General features: G+C 61.3%; 20 protein-coding genes. 8 read left to right on the top strand and 12 right to left on the bottom strand.

Annotation, left to right across the window (positions count from 1 at the left end):
• Positions 1-22: 22 nt before the first annotated feature.
• The 6 genes from MQE22_RS13570 to MQE22_RS13595 form a co-directional block, all read right to left on the bottom strand.
• Positions 23-466 carry an Hsp20/alpha crystallin family protein gene (locus MQE22_RS13570; protein ID WP_215872180.1) on the bottom strand — a complete coding sequence of 148 codons (444 nt, stop codon included), beginning with the start codon at positions 464-466 and terminating at the stop codon, positions 23-25.
• A gap of 78 nt (positions 467-544) precedes the next feature.
• Positions 545-1,444 carry a lysophospholipid acyltransferase family protein gene (locus MQE22_RS13575; protein WP_215872179.1) on the bottom strand — a complete coding sequence of 300 codons (900 nt, stop codon included), beginning with the start codon at positions 1,442-1,444 and terminating at the stop codon, positions 545-547.
• Complete coding sequence (locus MQE22_RS13580; RefSeq protein WP_215872178.1) at positions 1,444-2,265, bottom strand: mechanosensitive ion channel family protein; 822 nt, start codon at positions 2,263-2,265, stop codon at positions 1,444-1,446. The genes MQE22_RS13575 and MQE22_RS13580 overlap by 1 nt, the downstream gene beginning before the upstream one ends.
• Before the next feature lie 77 nt (positions 2,266-2,342).
• Positions 2,343-3,263, bottom strand: coding sequence for a metal ABC transporter solute-binding protein, Zn/Mn family (locus MQE22_RS13585; protein ID WP_215872177.1), 921 nt, complete (start codon positions 3,261-3,263; stop codon positions 2,343-2,345).
• A gap of 144 nt (positions 3,264-3,407) precedes the next feature.
• Positions 3,408-3,641, bottom strand: coding sequence for a hypothetical protein (locus tag MQE22_RS13590; protein ID WP_215872176.1), 234 nt, complete (start codon positions 3,639-3,641; stop codon positions 3,408-3,410).
• Entirely contained in the window at positions 3,641-4,879 is a 1,239-nt protein-coding gene (locus tag MQE22_RS13595) for a carbohydrate porin (RefSeq protein WP_215872175.1), read from the bottom strand. Before MQE22_RS13595 ends, MQE22_RS13590 begins: the two co-directional genes overlap by 1 nt.
• Positions 4,880-5,064: 185 nt before the next feature.
• Here MQE22_RS13595 and nadD point away from each other — a divergent pair, with 185 nt between their 5' ends.
• From nadD to rng, 7 genes are read left to right on the top strand one after another with little or no spacing between them, the layout of a single operon-like run.
• Positions 5,065-5,709 carry a nicotinate-nucleotide adenylyltransferase gene (gene nadD, locus MQE22_RS13600; protein ID WP_215872174.1) on the top strand — a complete coding sequence of 215 codons (645 nt, stop codon included), beginning with the start codon at positions 5,065-5,067 and terminating at the stop codon, positions 5,707-5,709.
• Between the two features lie 18 nt (positions 5,710-5,727).
• Positions 5,728-6,087, top strand: a complete 360-nt coding sequence (gene rsfS / locus MQE22_RS13605) for a ribosome silencing factor (protein WP_226827298.1) — start codon at positions 5,728-5,730, stop codon at positions 6,085-6,087.
• A gap of 1 nt (position 6,088) precedes the next feature.
• Positions 6,089-6,571 carry a 23S rRNA (pseudouridine(1915)-N(3))-methyltransferase RlmH gene (gene rlmH / locus MQE22_RS13610; RefSeq protein WP_215872173.1) on the top strand — a complete coding sequence of 161 codons (483 nt, stop codon included), beginning with the start codon at positions 6,089-6,091 and terminating at the stop codon, positions 6,569-6,571.
• A complete protein-coding gene (locus MQE22_RS13615) occupies positions 6,565-6,999 on the top strand; it encodes a hypothetical protein (protein ID WP_215872172.1) in 435 nt (144 codons plus the stop codon). The genes rlmH and MQE22_RS13615 overlap by 7 nt, the downstream gene beginning before the upstream one ends.
• Positions 6,996-7,889 carry a hypothetical protein gene (locus MQE22_RS13620; protein WP_215872171.1) on the top strand — a complete coding sequence of 298 codons (894 nt, stop codon included), beginning with the start codon at positions 6,996-6,998 and terminating at the stop codon, positions 7,887-7,889. The genes MQE22_RS13615 and MQE22_RS13620 overlap by 4 nt, the downstream gene beginning before the upstream one ends.
• 4 nt (positions 7,890-7,893) lie before the next feature.
• Entirely contained in the window at positions 7,894-8,484 is a 591-nt protein-coding gene (locus tag MQE22_RS13625; protein ID WP_215872170.1) for a Maf family protein, read from the top strand.
• Positions 8,477-9,982, top strand: a complete 1,506-nt coding sequence (gene rng, locus MQE22_RS13630; RefSeq protein WP_215872169.1) for a ribonuclease G — start codon at positions 8,477-8,479, stop codon at positions 9,980-9,982. The genes MQE22_RS13625 and rng overlap by 8 nt, the downstream gene beginning before the upstream one ends.
• Here the strand turns inward: rng and MQE22_RS13635 are convergent.
• From MQE22_RS13635 to thiD, 5 genes are read right to left on the bottom strand one after another with little or no spacing between them, the layout of a single operon-like run.
• The gene (locus MQE22_RS13635; protein WP_215872168.1) at positions 9,979-10,251 is read right to left on the bottom strand and encodes a ComEA family DNA-binding protein; all 273 of its coding nucleotides are present in this window, start codon (positions 10,249-10,251) and stop codon (positions 9,979-9,981) included. The genes rng and MQE22_RS13635 overlap by 4 nt on opposite strands.
• Before the next feature lie 7 nt (positions 10,252-10,258).
• The gene (locus tag MQE22_RS13640) at positions 10,259-10,648 is read right to left on the bottom strand and encodes an HIT family protein (protein WP_215872167.1); all 390 of its coding nucleotides are present in this window, start codon (positions 10,646-10,648) and stop codon (positions 10,259-10,261) included.
• Between the two features lie 9 nt (positions 10,649-10,657).
• Positions 10,658-11,935: a glutamate-1-semialdehyde 2,1-aminomutase gene (gene hemL, locus MQE22_RS13645; RefSeq protein ID WP_215872166.1), complete on the bottom strand. Its 1,278-nt coding sequence runs from the start codon at positions 11,933-11,935 to the stop codon at positions 10,658-10,660.
• The gene (thiE, locus tag MQE22_RS13650; RefSeq protein WP_215872165.1) at positions 11,925-12,578 is read right to left on the bottom strand and encodes a thiamine phosphate synthase; all 654 of its coding nucleotides are present in this window, start codon (positions 12,576-12,578) and stop codon (positions 11,925-11,927) included. The genes hemL and thiE overlap by 11 nt, the downstream gene beginning before the upstream one ends.
• Entirely contained in the window at positions 12,575-13,360 is a 786-nt protein-coding gene (thiD, locus tag MQE22_RS13655) for a bifunctional hydroxymethylpyrimidine kinase/phosphomethylpyrimidine kinase (protein ID WP_215872164.1), read from the bottom strand. The genes thiE and thiD overlap by 4 nt, the downstream gene beginning before the upstream one ends.
• 62 nt (positions 13,361-13,422) lie before the next feature.
• On the opposite strand from thiD, the gene MQE22_RS13660 reads away from it, so the two are divergent.
• A complete protein-coding gene (locus MQE22_RS13660; protein WP_215872163.1) occupies positions 13,423-14,154 on the top strand; it encodes a hypothetical protein in 732 nt (243 codons plus the stop codon).
• Positions 14,155-14,367: 213 nt separating this feature from the next.
• On the opposite strand, the gene MQE22_RS13665 is transcribed toward MQE22_RS13660, so the two are convergent.
• Positions 14,368-15,183: an SDR family oxidoreductase gene (locus MQE22_RS13665; protein WP_215872162.1), complete on the bottom strand. Its 816-nt coding sequence runs from the start codon at positions 15,181-15,183 to the stop codon at positions 14,368-14,370.
• Between the last annotated feature and the right edge of the window lie 47 nt (positions 15,184-15,230).

The following is a 15,230-nucleotide window of genomic DNA, read 5'->3' on the forward strand; positions in this document are numbered from 1 at the left end:
TCCGCAGCTGACGCAATACCGCCTATTCGACGGCAATCTTGCGCCGCTTGGCCGACTCCGCCTTGGGCAGGGTCAGCTCCAGCACCCCGTCCTTGTAGGCCGCCTTGCTTTGACTGGCGTCGACATCCACCGGTAGCTGGATGGTGCGGGCGAACTCACCGTAGCGTCGCTCTCGGTAAATGTACTTGCCCTCTTCCTTACTGCTGTCCTCTTCCTTGCTCCCACTGATATATACCTGATTGCCATGCACCTGGATGTCGAGCTTGTCCTTGTCGACACCAGCAATCTCCGCTTTGACGACGATTTCGTTGTCGCGGTCGATAACATCGAGATGTGCGACGTTTGGTCGCGCTGCTGCAGTGCTGCCCTGCAGGGGCCGGAAGAAGCCGGGAAGCACCGCATCAAAGATCTGCTCGACGGGATCGGCAACCCGTACGGATGGGTTACTGACAGCCTTTTCACTCATGATGACTCTCCTCTTGACCAATGGTCCTCGCTGACCTGTCCCAAATCTGGGGTCGGTTTTGCGCTTTTCAAGGGCTTGTCAATAGGGGTAATCCCAACCGGGAGCCGGATCCTTATACCGGCGGTGCACCCACCAGTATTGTTCTGGTGCCCGACGAATGGCGGCCTCGAGGGCAGCATTCATGGTCGCCGCATCGGCCACGTCATCACCGCTGGGGAACTCTTCCGGCAGGGGCACGATCTCGATCTCGTAACCACGCCCGGCCGGCAAGCGATAGGCGAAGAGTCCAAAGGTCGGGCTGCCTCGTCGTTGCGCCAAACGTGCCAGCAACGGCGTGGTGCAGGCCGGCCGCGCAAAGAAGGGCGCAAAGACGCCCTCGCTCGGATCCACATTTTGATCGGGGAGGACGCCCACTACCTCGCCCCGTTGCAAAGCCTGCAGCAATCCGCGGATACCACCATCCTTGGCCACCAGGCGAGCACCACTGCGTCCGCGGCCGGCGACCATCTGTGCATTGATGGCGGCGTTGCGAGTCGGCATGTAGAGCACCGTCACCGGCCAGCGCTGGCCGATATACTGCACTGCGGCCTCCCAGGCCCCCAGGTGCGCGGTGAAGAGCACGACCCCTTGCCCCTTCTCCAGGGCGACATCCACCGCTTCCGCACCGCGCACGGAACGAATCAACTCCAGGCTTCGCGGTAGAGGCCAAAACCAGAGGGGCCCCAGTTCCACGAAGGCCTGCCCGAGCTGGCGGAAATGCTGGGCGAGCAGATTCCGCCGCCGCCGATCATCCAGTTCGGGATAGGCGATCTCCAGATTCCTGCGCGCCACCCGTCGGCCACGCGCTACGAGAAGACGGGCCAGGTCGCCCAGGCGATTACCCACCCATACTCGAAGCGGGCGCGGCGCACGCGCCAGGAGCCGCAAGAGCCCTGCTATCATGGCGGCGAGCCAGGAGTTGAAACGCCCAGCCGCCATCAGGCGGCTCCAAACGCAAGACGCCGGGCAAGTTCGATGCCCTCGGCATCGAAACGAATCTTGATAGTCTCCAGAAGAGTACTGCGCGTGGCACCGTAATCCGTCGCCCGTACCCACGGGCGTAGGTAGAGCTGAACACCCAGGTCGGTGAGATCCTGCACGCCAATCGCCGGCGCAGGTTCGGATAGAATCCGCTCATCGGCCTCGCAGAGCTCTGCTAAAAGCTGCTTAGCGCGCAGCAGATCCGCGTGCGGAGCGAGAGTAATCAGCAGATCGATACGGCGTTGGCCAAGGACGGAGGTATTAATGAGCACATCACTGAGGACCTTGCTGTTGGGCACGAATATTTGGCGGTTGTCGAAACTGTTGATGACGCTCTGAAAGAGATGGATGCGCTCGACCGTACCTGAGACACCTGCCACCTCGACGCTGTCGCCCACCTGGTAGGGGCGCAAGATCAGCAACAGGACGCCGGCGGCAAAGTCCGCCAAGGACTTCTGCAACGCCAGGCCAATGGCAAGACCGGCGGCGCCAAGCATCGCCAGGAGCGAAGTGGTCTGCACCCCCAACTGTCCGAGGGCTGCGACCACTACCACGATGTACAGAGCGATTTTGATCAGGGATTCGAGAAAACGCGCCACCGTCAGGTTGTAATGGACACGCTCCAGCGTACGGGCACTGAGACGTCCTATCCAGCGCGCCAGCCACACGCCGACCAGCAACACCAGCAGCGCCGCAGCAATGTGCCCAGCCCAGGTCCACAGACGGTCGTGGAGCGCTGCCGACCAAGAGGGAAGCCACGCAATTTGAGAAATGGACATGAAAATGCCCCCGCGGAATTCGATTCGGAGAGCCTAGAGGCTGTTGGCGCCCCTGGCAAGGCGCCAGGAGCGAGATGTCAGTGCAATACCGTCGTAGAGGCTCCGTGGACGACCGCCGCGCGCAGGGCATTCAGCTCGGCCATCATCCAGCGTTGGTAGTCATAGCCCGCAGGCATGGTCTCATAGACCCCTACTACCGGAACTTGGGCCTGTTTCGCCTTGGCCAGAAATGATTGGGTCAGGCTGCTGGTGACCTGCTGATTGTAGAGAAAGACCTTCACCCGACGTTTGCCTAGCAGCTCGCTCTGCAGGCTCACATCCTGGGGCGCTGGGTCGGTGCCATTCATGATCGCCGCCTGCAAGGACCAAGGGGTCTTGATCTCGCAGCCGGCAGCCTCAAGCATGTAGTCTGCCACCGGCTCCGACACCGCGACGGGGGTATGCGGATAGTCCTTGCGGAAAGCGGCAAGGCCCTGGTACCAGGGCTGCAGGGAGGCATCGAACTTTTTCACCTGCGCGGCAAAATACCCGCGATGCTCTGGCAACATGGCGCTGAGGGCATCGGCCACCGCTGCCGCCACCTTGGGCATGGTTTCCGGCTTGTACCATAGGTGCGGGTTGGGCGTACTCTCCGGCAGACCCAGGAGATCCTGCACCACGATGACCTTCCTTGCCCGGTTCGGATTGGCCGCCAGAATTTTCTTCGCCCAAGAGTCGTAACCCAGCCCGTTGCGGACCACCAATTGCGCCTGCGCTACCTCACGCGCAATTGCGGGGCTCGCCTGAAAGGTGTGCGGATCGGTATTCGGATTGCTCTCGATCGCCTGTACCTGCACGTACGGGCCACCAATTTGGGAAATGACATTGGCATACTCATTTTCCACGCCAACGGCGCGCAGCACGTCGGCAGCCTGGGCAGTGCCAGCAAAGAGGGCACTGCAGGCTAGCGCAATACCAAGGAAACGGTGAGAGGATAAGACAGAAGGTAGAAGGGACATTGCGGCACTCTCCGTAAATGCAACTTGGTTGCATTATGCTCTCGCGTCATCCTGCTCATGTCAATCTCGTCGCACAATACAAAAAGGCGCGCCCGGGGGCGCGCAATCGGCTACGGTGCTACAGGAGAAGAGGATGGGATAAATTCAGTGCATAGATTGCGGTGAAGAGCTTCCTGTAGCCAGAAAACAGACCTGTTCCATGCGCCCGGCGCAGCGGGTCAGTTTCCAGATTTGCAAGACCCCTCGCTGCTGCAACTCGACCAGGGCCTGTCCCAGACGTTCCGGACCGGCCCGCGCAAGATGTTGCAGCAATTGTTCGAGACGACAACCCGGATGCCGGGCAACAAAGTGCAATGCATGATGAGCAATCTCTGTCATCAGAAAAACTCCAGGTGCAAACGCAGTAACCCGACCGTAGCGTTACGGTACACCCCATTGGGACGGGTAATGTATTGCAGATCGGGCTGCAGGCTCAGATAGTCATTCAATTTAGCGACATAGGTGATTTCGTAACTGGTTTCGGCGGGATAAATGGCTGCTGGTAGTTCCTCATCTTCATATCCCGCCGCCACCATGCCCGGACGCAGGGCTGCCCGCGCCATGCCAAAGGAGAGGGCGTCATCCGGCCGGGCGGCAAGAAAATGACTGAGCCGCGCCCCTACCCCCAGATACCAGGGAACCAGATTCTCCTGCCCAAAGGCCTTGCCCCACTGGATAAAGGGCGCCAGCTCCGCGTCGGCAAGCTGCGAGTGCGCCTCGACAATGCCGTAGATGCCATTCGTTGTCGGACTGAGGTCGAAGTCGGGGGCACGTGGCTGATCGTAGTGCCAGGCGCCAACTTTAAAGACATACTTGCCATATTCATCCGTATCATCATCCGGGTCTTCGCCCTCCTCCCGCCCCCAGTGCAAAGCCCCCTCCCAGATCGCCAGATAACCGCGGTCAAAGACACCGCGATACGGATGAACGGCATCTCCCTGAAACACGCCTGCCTTGCTGCTCCAGTTCGCCCCATGGGTATTGACGATGAAACCCAGCCCGGAATAGGGATAGGTCGGCAGCGCCGGTACATTGCCCGAAAGGCTGGGGTCGAGACCAAAGGAGCCATTCAAGAGTTGCAGCGCATTGCTGGCCACGTCGAAATAGAGATTGAAATCGGTGTAGCCGACCCGAGTAGCCAGCCAGTCTGTCCATTGCTGCCGGTAGTTGGCCTCGTAGAGCCGCACGGCAGAAGGTGCATAGATATTGCTCGCAGTCTGCAGATCGCCGCTGTAGGCCGTGTCTTCGGCCGAGCTGTAGATGCCGAACACGGAGGTGGTGAAGAGCCCGCCGCGCCAGGCGCCAGCCTTGCCGCTGTCCCATTGCAGCCCCAACTGGCCCGCCGTGGTGTTGGCCGTGCCCTGACGAATCCCTCCCGCTAGATTGGCGAAGAGCTCTGTATCTATATGCGCCGACCAGGAGAAACCCTGGCCGATATGCTGGAACTCGGTCAGATAACGGGGCGCCAGACCATTTTGATTCGGGATCGGCGATTCGGCCGCAGGCCCCGGCAATCCCGCCGCAACACTTGCGCCACTCCACAGAAGCATCAGAAAAGAAAGTGACTTGCACTTCATGATACGCTCAGATCAGGAAAGACGGCGCTACTATGCCCCAGCCTCTTCTCTCAGTCAATAACGATTCTCATTTGCATATATTGTCATGGCTTCGGTTTTTCCCCACAGCTCGGCACTCCGGGGACACAAGTCGCCAAGCCATGAAACTGCTTTCTTCCCGCAGATTCATCCTCTACACTGAATCCATGCAGAAAAAACGGCTGATTCTGGGTGGCACCTTCGATCCCATTCATTACGGGCATCTGCGAGCGCTGGAAGAGGTACGCGAGGCGCTGGGCATGGCGGAGGCGACACTGGTTCCTGCCGGGCATCCGCCGCACCGGCAGAGCCCCTGGGCGCCCGCGGAGCACCGTTTGGCAATGACCCGCATTGCCGCGCAGCAGGCTCCAGGCTTGGGGGTGCTGGCTTACGAGGTCGAAAAAAGCAGTCGTTCCTACACCGTCGATACCCTGCGCCACCTCCGCGCCGACGATTCCGATGGCTTTCTGGCAATGGTGATCGGAATGGATGCCTTTCTGCGCTTCGATACCTGGAAAGACTGGCAGGAAATCCTTGATCTGGCCCATCTGGTGGTCATCGGCCGGCCCGGCTGGCCGATGGCGGAACTGCCCGAGGCCCTGCGCCAGGTGCTCTATGAGCGGCGGGTAGAGGATCTGGCCGCACTGCACGGGCATTCTCGCGGCAAGATCGCCTTTCACACGGTCACCGCCCTGGAAATCTCCGCAACCCAGATCCGCAGCCTTCTTGCCGCCGGGCGCAGTGCGCGCTTTCTGTTACCCGACGCGGTCTTGGATTATATTGCCCGGCAACGGCTTTACCACGAAACGTAACCTGGAGGAACACCCACCTTGCCCATCACGCCCGAAATGCTACGCGATCTGAGTATCGCCGCCCTCGATGAACACAAGGCCATCGACATCCAAAGCATCGACGTTCGTCAACAAACCGACATTACCGATTACCTGATCGTTGCCTCTGGCAATTCCGACCGCCAGCTACGCGCCCTTGCCGACGCCGTGATCGACAAGGTGCGTGGCGAGGGGGTGCGGCCTCTCGGCAAGGAAGGGGCGTCCGGCAGCGACTGGATGCTGGTGGATCTGGGCGATGTGGTAGTCCACCTGATGCGACCGGAAACCCGCGATTTCTATCAGATCGAGCGGCTCTGGGGCGAGCTGCCCAAGGTGCGTAGCCAGGGTAACGAGGGCTAGCATGCGCCTGTTGGTCCTCGCGCTGGGGACCCGCATGCCAAACTGGGTGGAAGCAGCGGTGGAGGAATACCGCCGCAGGATCCCTGCCCCGGTGCAACTGGAATGGCGCAGCCTGCCCCTGGCCCAGCGGGGGCGGCAGAACGATCCGGCACGTTGGCGTCGGGAGGAAGGCGAACGTCTTCTCGCCAGCACCCGCAAAGACAGCGAGATCGTGGCCCTGGAGGTGACCGGGCGGAGCTTGCGCAGTGAAGAGCTGGCGCAGAAAATGGATACTTGGATCAACGATCATCAGGACGTCACCCTGTGGATTGGGGGCCCGGATGGTATCGACCCGGCGTTGCGGCCGCACTGGCGCTGGTCCCTTTCCGCATTGACTCTGGCGCACCCCGTAGTGCGCGTGGTCCTTGCCGAGCAACTGTATCGTGCCTGGAGTATCCGTGTGGGCCTGCCCTATCATCGTGGCGGAGAGGAGAATGGATGGTGAAGTGTTATCAACGAGTCTTGCCCCGACTGGGGGTGGTCGCAGCCCTGGCTTTGGGATTGAGTGCCTGCGCGCAGATGGTCGTACCCACACCGCAAGAGAGCAGTAGCAATGCCATTGCCGTACAAGCGGCGCGCATCCATATCTTTTCGCTGTCCCCGCAGGTGCAGGCGCGGCAACTGGAGCCCGCGCGCCAAGCCCTCGCCGCAGCACAGGCCGCGCAGCAGCGGGGGGACTATCTTTACGCCGATCGCGAAACCGAATTGGCCCGCCTTCGCCTCGATAACATTCAGCAGCGTCTCGATCAGAGCCCGGCGACGGACAGCAACCAGGAGATCAAAGGACAGATTCGCGAGCTGCAAGGGAGAATCGCCAGTCTGCAGGAAAAAATTGCCGCTACCCGTCAGCAGCTTCAGGAGACGAACCCATGATTCGCCGTAGCCTGCTCGCCAGCACCTTACTTCTACTGCCTGCCCTCGCCTGGGCCGATGCTACTACCACAGCCGCCCTGCAACGGGCCTATGGACAGTTCCAAAACCTGCAGAAATCCACACATCTCACCCCGCAGCAATCCGCCAGTCTGCAGCGAGATCTGCAGCAGATGACCGCCGATCAGGTCAATCCGCCTCTCTTTGCCGTCGACCGGGCCATCTTTGAGGCCCGCCTGCAGGGACTGCGGGAAGCCCAGGCGGCCGCAAACGGTGGCCAGGAGAAGGAGCGTCTGAGCCGGGAACTGGCCAGCCTCAATCAGAAATATCAGGCCTTGCAGGCAGAATACGCGCAGCTGCGCCAGCAGTTGGCGACGCAGACCATGCAGGGTGCCCGCAGCGCCCGCCTGAAGCAGGAAATCCAGCAGCAAAAGGAAATACTGCAGCAGGAAGAACAGAGTCTGGCGACGATGCAACCGAGTTCTGCGCCGAGTACGAGTAGCTCGACGAGCGTCAGCCCCACGGTTGCGGCGCCTGCCGCCGCTCCGGCCCCGTTGCAGGCCCTGGCCGCCTACGGTGACCTGCGGCAGGGAAAATATGGCACGGAGCTGAACATGCCGGTATCCGCTCTGTTCAGTTCAGACCAGGGACTATCCGCCAACGGCAAGCAGCGTCTGCGTGCTGTTGCTGGGACGCTGAAAGGAATCTCGGCAGCACAGATCCTGGTGCGGGTCTCCGGGCAACCGGGAGGCCTCAATCTGGCCACCCAACGCGCCGAGGCCATTCTACAAGGTCTGCGCCAGGCCGGGATTCCCGATTCCCGACTGGCCCTGGCCTCAGGTGCCGGAGTGGCCAGCGGCATGGCCCAGATCCTCTTGCCGAGCGGCTCCTGAGCGCATGCCGCAATTGATCCTCGCGTCGGCTTCGCCGCGCCGACGCGAACTGCTCGCGCAGTTGGGCTACACGCCGGAACTCCGGCCGACAAGCATCGACGAGTCCCGGCGTAACGGCGAGCCGCCGGCGCAGCTCGTTCGACGTCTGGCGCGGGAAAAGGCCCGCGCTGCCGTACGCAGCGATGAAAATGCCCTGGTACTCGGGGCTGACACCCTGGTCTGCCTGGGGGACCGGGTATTCGGCAAGCCCGCGGATGCTGCCGAGGCCCAACAAAACTATGCGCTCCTCGGCGGGCGCTGGCATCAGGTGCTTACCGCCGTAGCTATCACCGACGGCCAGCGCGTATGGCAGACCCTGTCACGCAATGCCGTCTTCCTGCGGCCGATCTCGCCGGCCGAGGCACACGCCTACTGGGTCAGTGGCGAGCCCCAAGACAAAGCCGGCGGCTACGCCATCCAGGGCCTGGGAGCGGTCTTCGTGCGCAGTCTGCGCGGTTCCTATTCGGGAGTGATGGGCCTCCCACTGGCGGAAACGGCGGCGCTGCTCAGCCAGCTCGGCCTCCCCCCACCCCACTTGCAGGCACGGCATGAGTGAAGAATTACTGATCAACGTCACCCCACAGGAAATTCGTGTTGCCCTGGTCGACAACGGCGTGCTGCAGGAACTGCAGGTAGAACGCAGCGGCCATCGCGGTCTGGTGGGGAACATCTACAAGGGCATCGTGCGGCGGGTGCTGCCCGGCATGCAGGCGGCGTTCATCGATGTCGGCCTGGAACGCACCGCCTTTTTACACGCTGCCGATATCCAGGGAGCAGAAAGCGAGGAGGAACTGCAACAGGAAGGGGAGACGGATATCGAAACGCGAAACATCCATGCCCATGATTTGCGCAGCGTTTCGACCCTCCTGCATGAGGGGCAGGAAATCCTCGTGCAGGTAATCAAGGATCCCCTCGGCAGCAAGGGTGCGCGTCTATCGACCCGCATAACCCTGCCTGGGCGCTATCTGGTGTACATGCCCTACTCACCGCGCATTGGTGTCTCGAGCCGCATCGAGTCACCGGAGGAGCGGAGTCGTCTGAAGGAGTTGCTGAAGTCCCTGCTGCCGGAAGAGGAGGCCGGAGGTTTTATCATCCGCACCCTCGCCGAGGGCGTGGGTGCCGAAGATTTTGAGAGCGATCTCAAATTCTTGCAGCGACTCTGGCAAAACGTCCGCGAGGATCTCGGTCAGAGTCGGGCACCGCAGCTCATCCACGCCGACCTCAACCTCGCCCTGCGCGTCATGCGCGACGTCATGTCCGACAACATCCAGCGGGTACGCATCGATAGCCGCGAGGCCTATGAAGCGGCGCGACAATTTTGCCGGGAAGTCATCCCCGAGGTTACCGATCGTATCGAGCATTACGCTGGCGAGCGGCCCATCTTTGACCTCTATAATGTCGAGGATGAGATCGAACACGCCCTGGAAAGTCGCGTGACCCTGAAGTCCGGTGCCTATCTGATCATCGATCAGACCGAGGCACTGACCACCGTCGACGTAAATACCGGCGCTTTTGTCGGTCGGCGCAATCAGGAAGAAACCATTCTCAAGACCAACCTGGAGGCCGCGGCCGCCATTGCCCGCCAACTGCGGCTGCGCAATATCGGTGGTATGGTGATCATCGATTTCATCGATATGGACAATGAGGAGCACAAGCGCCGCGTCCATCGCACCCTGGAAAAGGCCCTGCAGGCTGACCGCACGCGCTGCACCATTACCCAGATTTCTGCCTTGGGACTGGTGGAGATGACGCGCAAACGGACCCGCGAGAGCCTGCGGCAGATCCTCTGTGAGCCCTGTCCCTACTGCCAGGGACGTGGTTTCCTCAAGACTGCCGAAACGCTCTGCTACGAAATTCTGCGCGAGATCGTACGCGAGACCCGTGCCTATCCCGCCGAGCGCTTCATCGTCCTGGCCTCACCGCAGGTGGTCGATAAACTGCTAGACGAAGAGAGCACCAGCCTCGCCGCCCTGGAGGAGTTCATCGGCCGGCCGATCAAGGTCCAGGCCGAGAGCACCTACACCCAGGAACAGTACGACATCGTTTTTCTCTAGTTGCCGACTTGCAAACGGTAACGCAACCGTAGCGCCAGCTTTTCGCCCAGCACTGCCGCAACGCCCATGGGACTGACGAAAGGGCCATGCTCCGCGCGGTATTGGAGCAGGGCCTCGGCGCGCTTCTTGCCCACGCCCTTGAGGCAGCGGAAGCCATCGAAATCCGCCGTGTTGATGTTGATCTGCTCTGGGCAGTCCAGTTTTTCCCGCGCCTCGGCAGAACCGAGGAAGCACAGGCTCAAGAGCAGAAAGACGAAGGGCGAGCGCATGCCGAACTCAGAGAGCGGCGCGGATCTTGGCCCCCATGGCGGTACGCTCTTCCGCGCTGCTCTCGCGCGCGAGGGCAAAGTTGAGATCGCTGATGGCGGTCATCGGGATCAGGTGCACATGCGTATGCGGCACCTCCAGACCAGCCACCATCACCCCCACGCGCAGACAGCCGGTAGCCTGTTCCAGGGCCGGCACAATCCGCTTGGCAAACGGCAAAAGACCGGCCAGGGTGGCGTCGTCCAGAGTGAAGATATAGTCGTGCTCGATCTTGGGAATCACCAAGGTATGGCCGGGACGGATCGGACGAATATCGAGAAAGGCCAGGTACTGATCGTCTTCGAAGATTTTTTCGGCGGGAATCTCGCCACGGATGATCTTGGTAAACAAGGTGGTCATGGAGGGCTCCTATAGTTGCTGCAGCGCCTTGCGTGCGGCGCTGATGGTGGTGTCGATAATGGCGTCGTCATGCGCGGCGGAGAGAAAACCCGCCTCGTAGGCGCTGGGGGCAAGATAGACGCCTTCCGCCAGGAGGAAGTGGAAGAAACGCCCATAGCGCTCCTTGTCAGCACCCATGACATCTTGGAAAGATTGCACTGGCCCTTCCCTAAAGAACAGTCCCAGCATACCCGGTACCTGGGTAATGAAAAGAGGGACTTCCGCCTCCGCTGCCACGCGTGCCAAGCCACTGCAGAACTTTTCCGTCTGCTGCGCCAGACGCTGGTGGAAACCTGGCTCCTGCAGCAGTTGCAGGGTACGCAAGCCGGCCGCCATCGCCAGCGGATTGCCAGCCAAGGTCCCGGCCTGATAGACCGGCCCATTGGGCGCCAAGGTCTCCATGATCTTGCGACTGCCACCCACGGCGCCTACTGGCAAGCCGCCGCCGATGATCTTGCCAAGGGTGGTGATGTCCGGCCGAATGCCGTAGAGCTCCTGCGCGCCACCGGGGGCGACGCGGAAGCCCGTCATTACCTCATCCAGAATCAACAGGCTACCATGGGTATCGCAGAGGCTGCGCAGACCCTCCAGGAAACCTGGCAGCGGCGGCACACAGCCCATGTTGCCAGCAATCGGCTCGACGATGATCGTGGCAATCTGGTCCCCCTGCTCGCGCATCACCGCCGCGACGGCATCGAGGTCGTTGTAGGGCAGGACCAGCGTCGCGCGGGTCAACTCTACCGGCACGCCGGCGCTGGAGGGTTGCCCCAGGGTAAGGGCCCCGGATCCCGCCTTCACCAACAGACTGTCGCTGTGCCCGTGGTAATTGCCCTCGAACTTGATGATCCGTTCCCGTCCGGTATACCCGCGTGCCAGACGAATGGCCGTCATCACCGCCTCGGTGCCGCTGCAGGTCATGCGCAGCATCTCGATATTGGGCATCAGGGTGCAGACGGTTTCCGCCAGTTCCAGCTCGATCGCCGTCGGTGCCCCGAAACTCAGGCCTTTCTGCATCTCTGCGGCCACTGCAGCCAGGATTTCCGGGTGCGCGTGACCATGGATCATCGGTCCCCACGAACCGACGTAGTCGATGTAGCGCCGCCCCTCCACGTCCCAAAGGTAGGCGCCTTCGGCGCGCTCGATGAACAGGGGATCGCCACCCACGCCACGAAAGGCGCGCACGGGCGAATTGACTCCGCCGGGGATGCGGCGTTGCGAAGCGGAAAAAAGCTCGGCGTTACTGGTCATGATGTCTCCTCGCTTTGCCTGAGAAAAGGCCTTGCAGACGCTGGGTAGCGGCCGCAACATCGCCTGCCCCAAAGAGGGCAGAGATGACGGCGGCGGCATCGGCACCGGCTGCCGCAACCTCCGCCATAGTATCCTGCGTGATGCCGCCAATGGCTACCAGGGGCAGGCCCAGGGGCCGCGCGGCACGAAATAGAGAAAGATCGGCGCGGCGCGCCTTGGGCTTGGTCGGAGAGGGATACACCGAGCCAAAGGCGAGATAGTCGGCGCCGGCGGCAACGAGCCTGCGAGCACGCTCCAGATCGTTGTAACAGGACACGCCAATCAGGACCTCCGGCCCCAGCAAGGTACGCAAGTCGTTTATCCCTGGGTCCTCCTCCCCCACATGGATCGCGCTCGCGCCAATCTTTCGCGTGAGCTCGGGATCGTCATTGATGACCAGCAATGCGTCGTAGGAGCGACAAAGCGCCAGCAGGGCGGCAGCCTCCTGTACCCGCCGCCCATCCTCCTGCGTCTTGTCCCGATACTGCAGCAGGCGTAGTCCCGCACGCAGGGCGATCTCCGTCGTTTCCAGTAGCGCTTCGCCCTGCAGACGGCCATCGGTAATGCCGTAGAGGCCGCATATCCGCTCCCGTTGCCGCTTCATGGTCGCGCCGCCCAGCGGTCGAGGAAGAATTGGCCGTGTCCTGCCCGATAGGCCTTTGCGACCGCCGCATGGGTAAAGGCGAGGCTGCTGGCCACGGCGTCGGGTACCGACTGCCCGTAGGCCAGGCCCGCAGCGATTGCGGTAGAGAGGGTGCAACCCGTGCCATGATAGCTACCTGGCAGTCGCGGCTGGGGGTAGCGGCCGGCGAGCGTGCCGCGCTGATACAGGCGATTGTCGAGCTGCGCGGCGGCACCGTGACCATCGCTGATCAGAAGCCAGTCGCCCGGCCATGCGCACGCGGCCCCGTCCGCCGTGTCCGCTCCGGTCAACTGCAATGCCTCGGGAAGGTTGGGGGTGGCAATCCGCGCCAAGGGCAGGAGTTCTTCGCGCAGGAAATCCCGCAAGGCAGCGTCGGCCAGCTCCTGGCCGCCACCGGCACGCCAGATCGGATCGATCACCAGGGGCAGATCACACCGAACGAGAAGAAAATCGCGCAGCATTTTCGCCATAGGTAATGAGCCAATGAGGCCGATCTTGACCACGGCAACAGAAAAGTCTGCCAGCAGGGTCTCCAGTTGGGCACGCGTGTCGGCAGCATCCAGGGTCTGCACCCGCAGCACGCCGTGCGAGTCCTGTACCGTCCAGGCTGTCAGGGCGGTACAGACGTGCACGCCCAGGGCCGCCCCCGTCAGCAGGTCTGCCTGCAAGCCTGCTCCCGAGCTCGGGTCAGCGCCAGCAATACTGAGGACAACGGGGCGAGAGGGAGGGGCTGGACAGGACATGGGCCTCGGCAGGATATTTGCTAGCCATCGTTGGTGAAAAGCAAAAAAGGGAGGGTTTCACGATGCGGCAATTGCCGGAACTGAGTATAGCAGAAAAATTGGTCCATACCGGCTTCATATTTTTGGTCGGTTTGGGACTACTGGTAGCGGAGGCCTACGTCTACGTTACGGTAGGTGGCAAGCAGGGACTGACCGTCCAGGCGGTGACCCAGCACTATTATGGCAACCGCAGCTCTTCGACCATACAGTCGGTTTTACCGCGGATGATGGGCTTTGCCGGGATGCCGGCCAGCGAACAGCCGAAGATGACTGAGGCCATCAATCACTGGATTGCCAATGGCGAGAGCCAGCAGGAGTACGTAAGCAGCGTCAAGCCTCTGATCGACGGCAACTGCCTGAAATGCCACAGTGTTGCGATGAGTAAGGTCCTGCACAACCCGCCGCTGGCGAGCTATGACGACGTGAAGAAAGTAGCGCAGGTCGATACCGGCATGAGCATCAATACCATGCTGCTCAACGGCATGATCCATCTCACTATGCTGGGAGTGATCTTCTGGATTGCCGGCTGGATCTTCAGCAAGGCCCGTTTTCCGGCAGCACCGAAATACGTGCTGATCATCCTGCCCTTCATTGCCATGACCGTCGATTTCGCCGGCTGGTTTCTCACCCATCAGAACCCCGCTTTCGTCTGGTTGGTATTGATAGGCGGTGCTCTCTCCTGCCCCATCGCGCTGCTGGAGATGTTCTTGAGCCTGATCCAGCTCTGGCTGCTCAAGCCCAGACTTGCGGCCTGACACACGACGTATCTTTCTTACCTCGCCCTCCTCTGGGAGGGCTTTTTCTTGTGGATAACTTTGTGGATGAAATCTGTATGGAGAGGCTGTCAACGATGGTTTTTTGACCGAGCGTCTTCATGTTACCAGTTTGTCATAAATATTTCTATTTATAACAATTAGATATAAAACATCTCGCAGAAATGTCTCAAAGAATGTTTCGCAAGCCAGCCATTATTCCTTTGTGGAAAACGAATCCGAACGGCGTGGCTTGGATGCCAGGCGCTGCGGCCATAGCCGCTCGTAGAGGAAGCTCGGCATGATCCGTAAGAGCAGGCTCAAGCAAGCCATCTGCCAAGGCAACACGACGAAGCGCCGCCGCCGGTCGATACTGCGCCGCATCTGTTGTGCAGCGCGTTGTACATCCATGAGCCAAGGCATGGGATAGGGATTTTCGGCGGTCATCGGGGTGTCAATGAAGCCCGGCGCAATGCAAGTGACCGAAATCCGCCGCGCGCGCAAATCTAAGCGCAGGCTCTCCAGATAGACCGCCACCCCGGCCTTGGACGCCGCATACGCGGCAGCACCGGGCAAGCCGCGAAAGCCCGCCACGCTGCCGATGCCCACCACCTGCGCCAGTGCAGGCAGATACGGCAAAAAGGCGCTGATACTGTAGTGCATGCCGAGAAGGTTGGTGCTAATGACCTCGGCAAATATCGCGCAATCTTCCGGCAACTCAGCGGCGCTCCCCACACTGATGCCGGCATTGGCGATCAGCAGCGCGACGGGGCCACGCCGCCGCGCAAAATCGCTGGCAATGCGCTGCAAGGCCGCGCTATCGCGCACATCGACCGTTGCCAACTCGACCTCTGCTCCCGCCTGGCGCAGCTCGCTGGCGACTTGCGCCAGCGCTGCCTGGCGTCGGCCCAGAAGCAAAAATAGTTGCCCAGGCTGGGCGTAGCAGCGTGCCAACGCGGCGCCGATACCGCTACCGGCGCCACTGATGACGATGGCACCGTCAGGTCGCCGGGACGCAGAAAAAGGGTTCATGAAACAATCTCCTAAGTGCGGTCTTCCGGCGCTTCACTGGCAGCCAA

The sequence above is a fragment of the Acidithiobacillus sp. YTS05 genome, assembly GCF_024396695.1.
Lineage (GTDB): Bacteria > Pseudomonadota > Gammaproteobacteria > Acidithiobacillales > Acidithiobacillaceae > Igneacidithiobacillus > Igneacidithiobacillus copahuensis.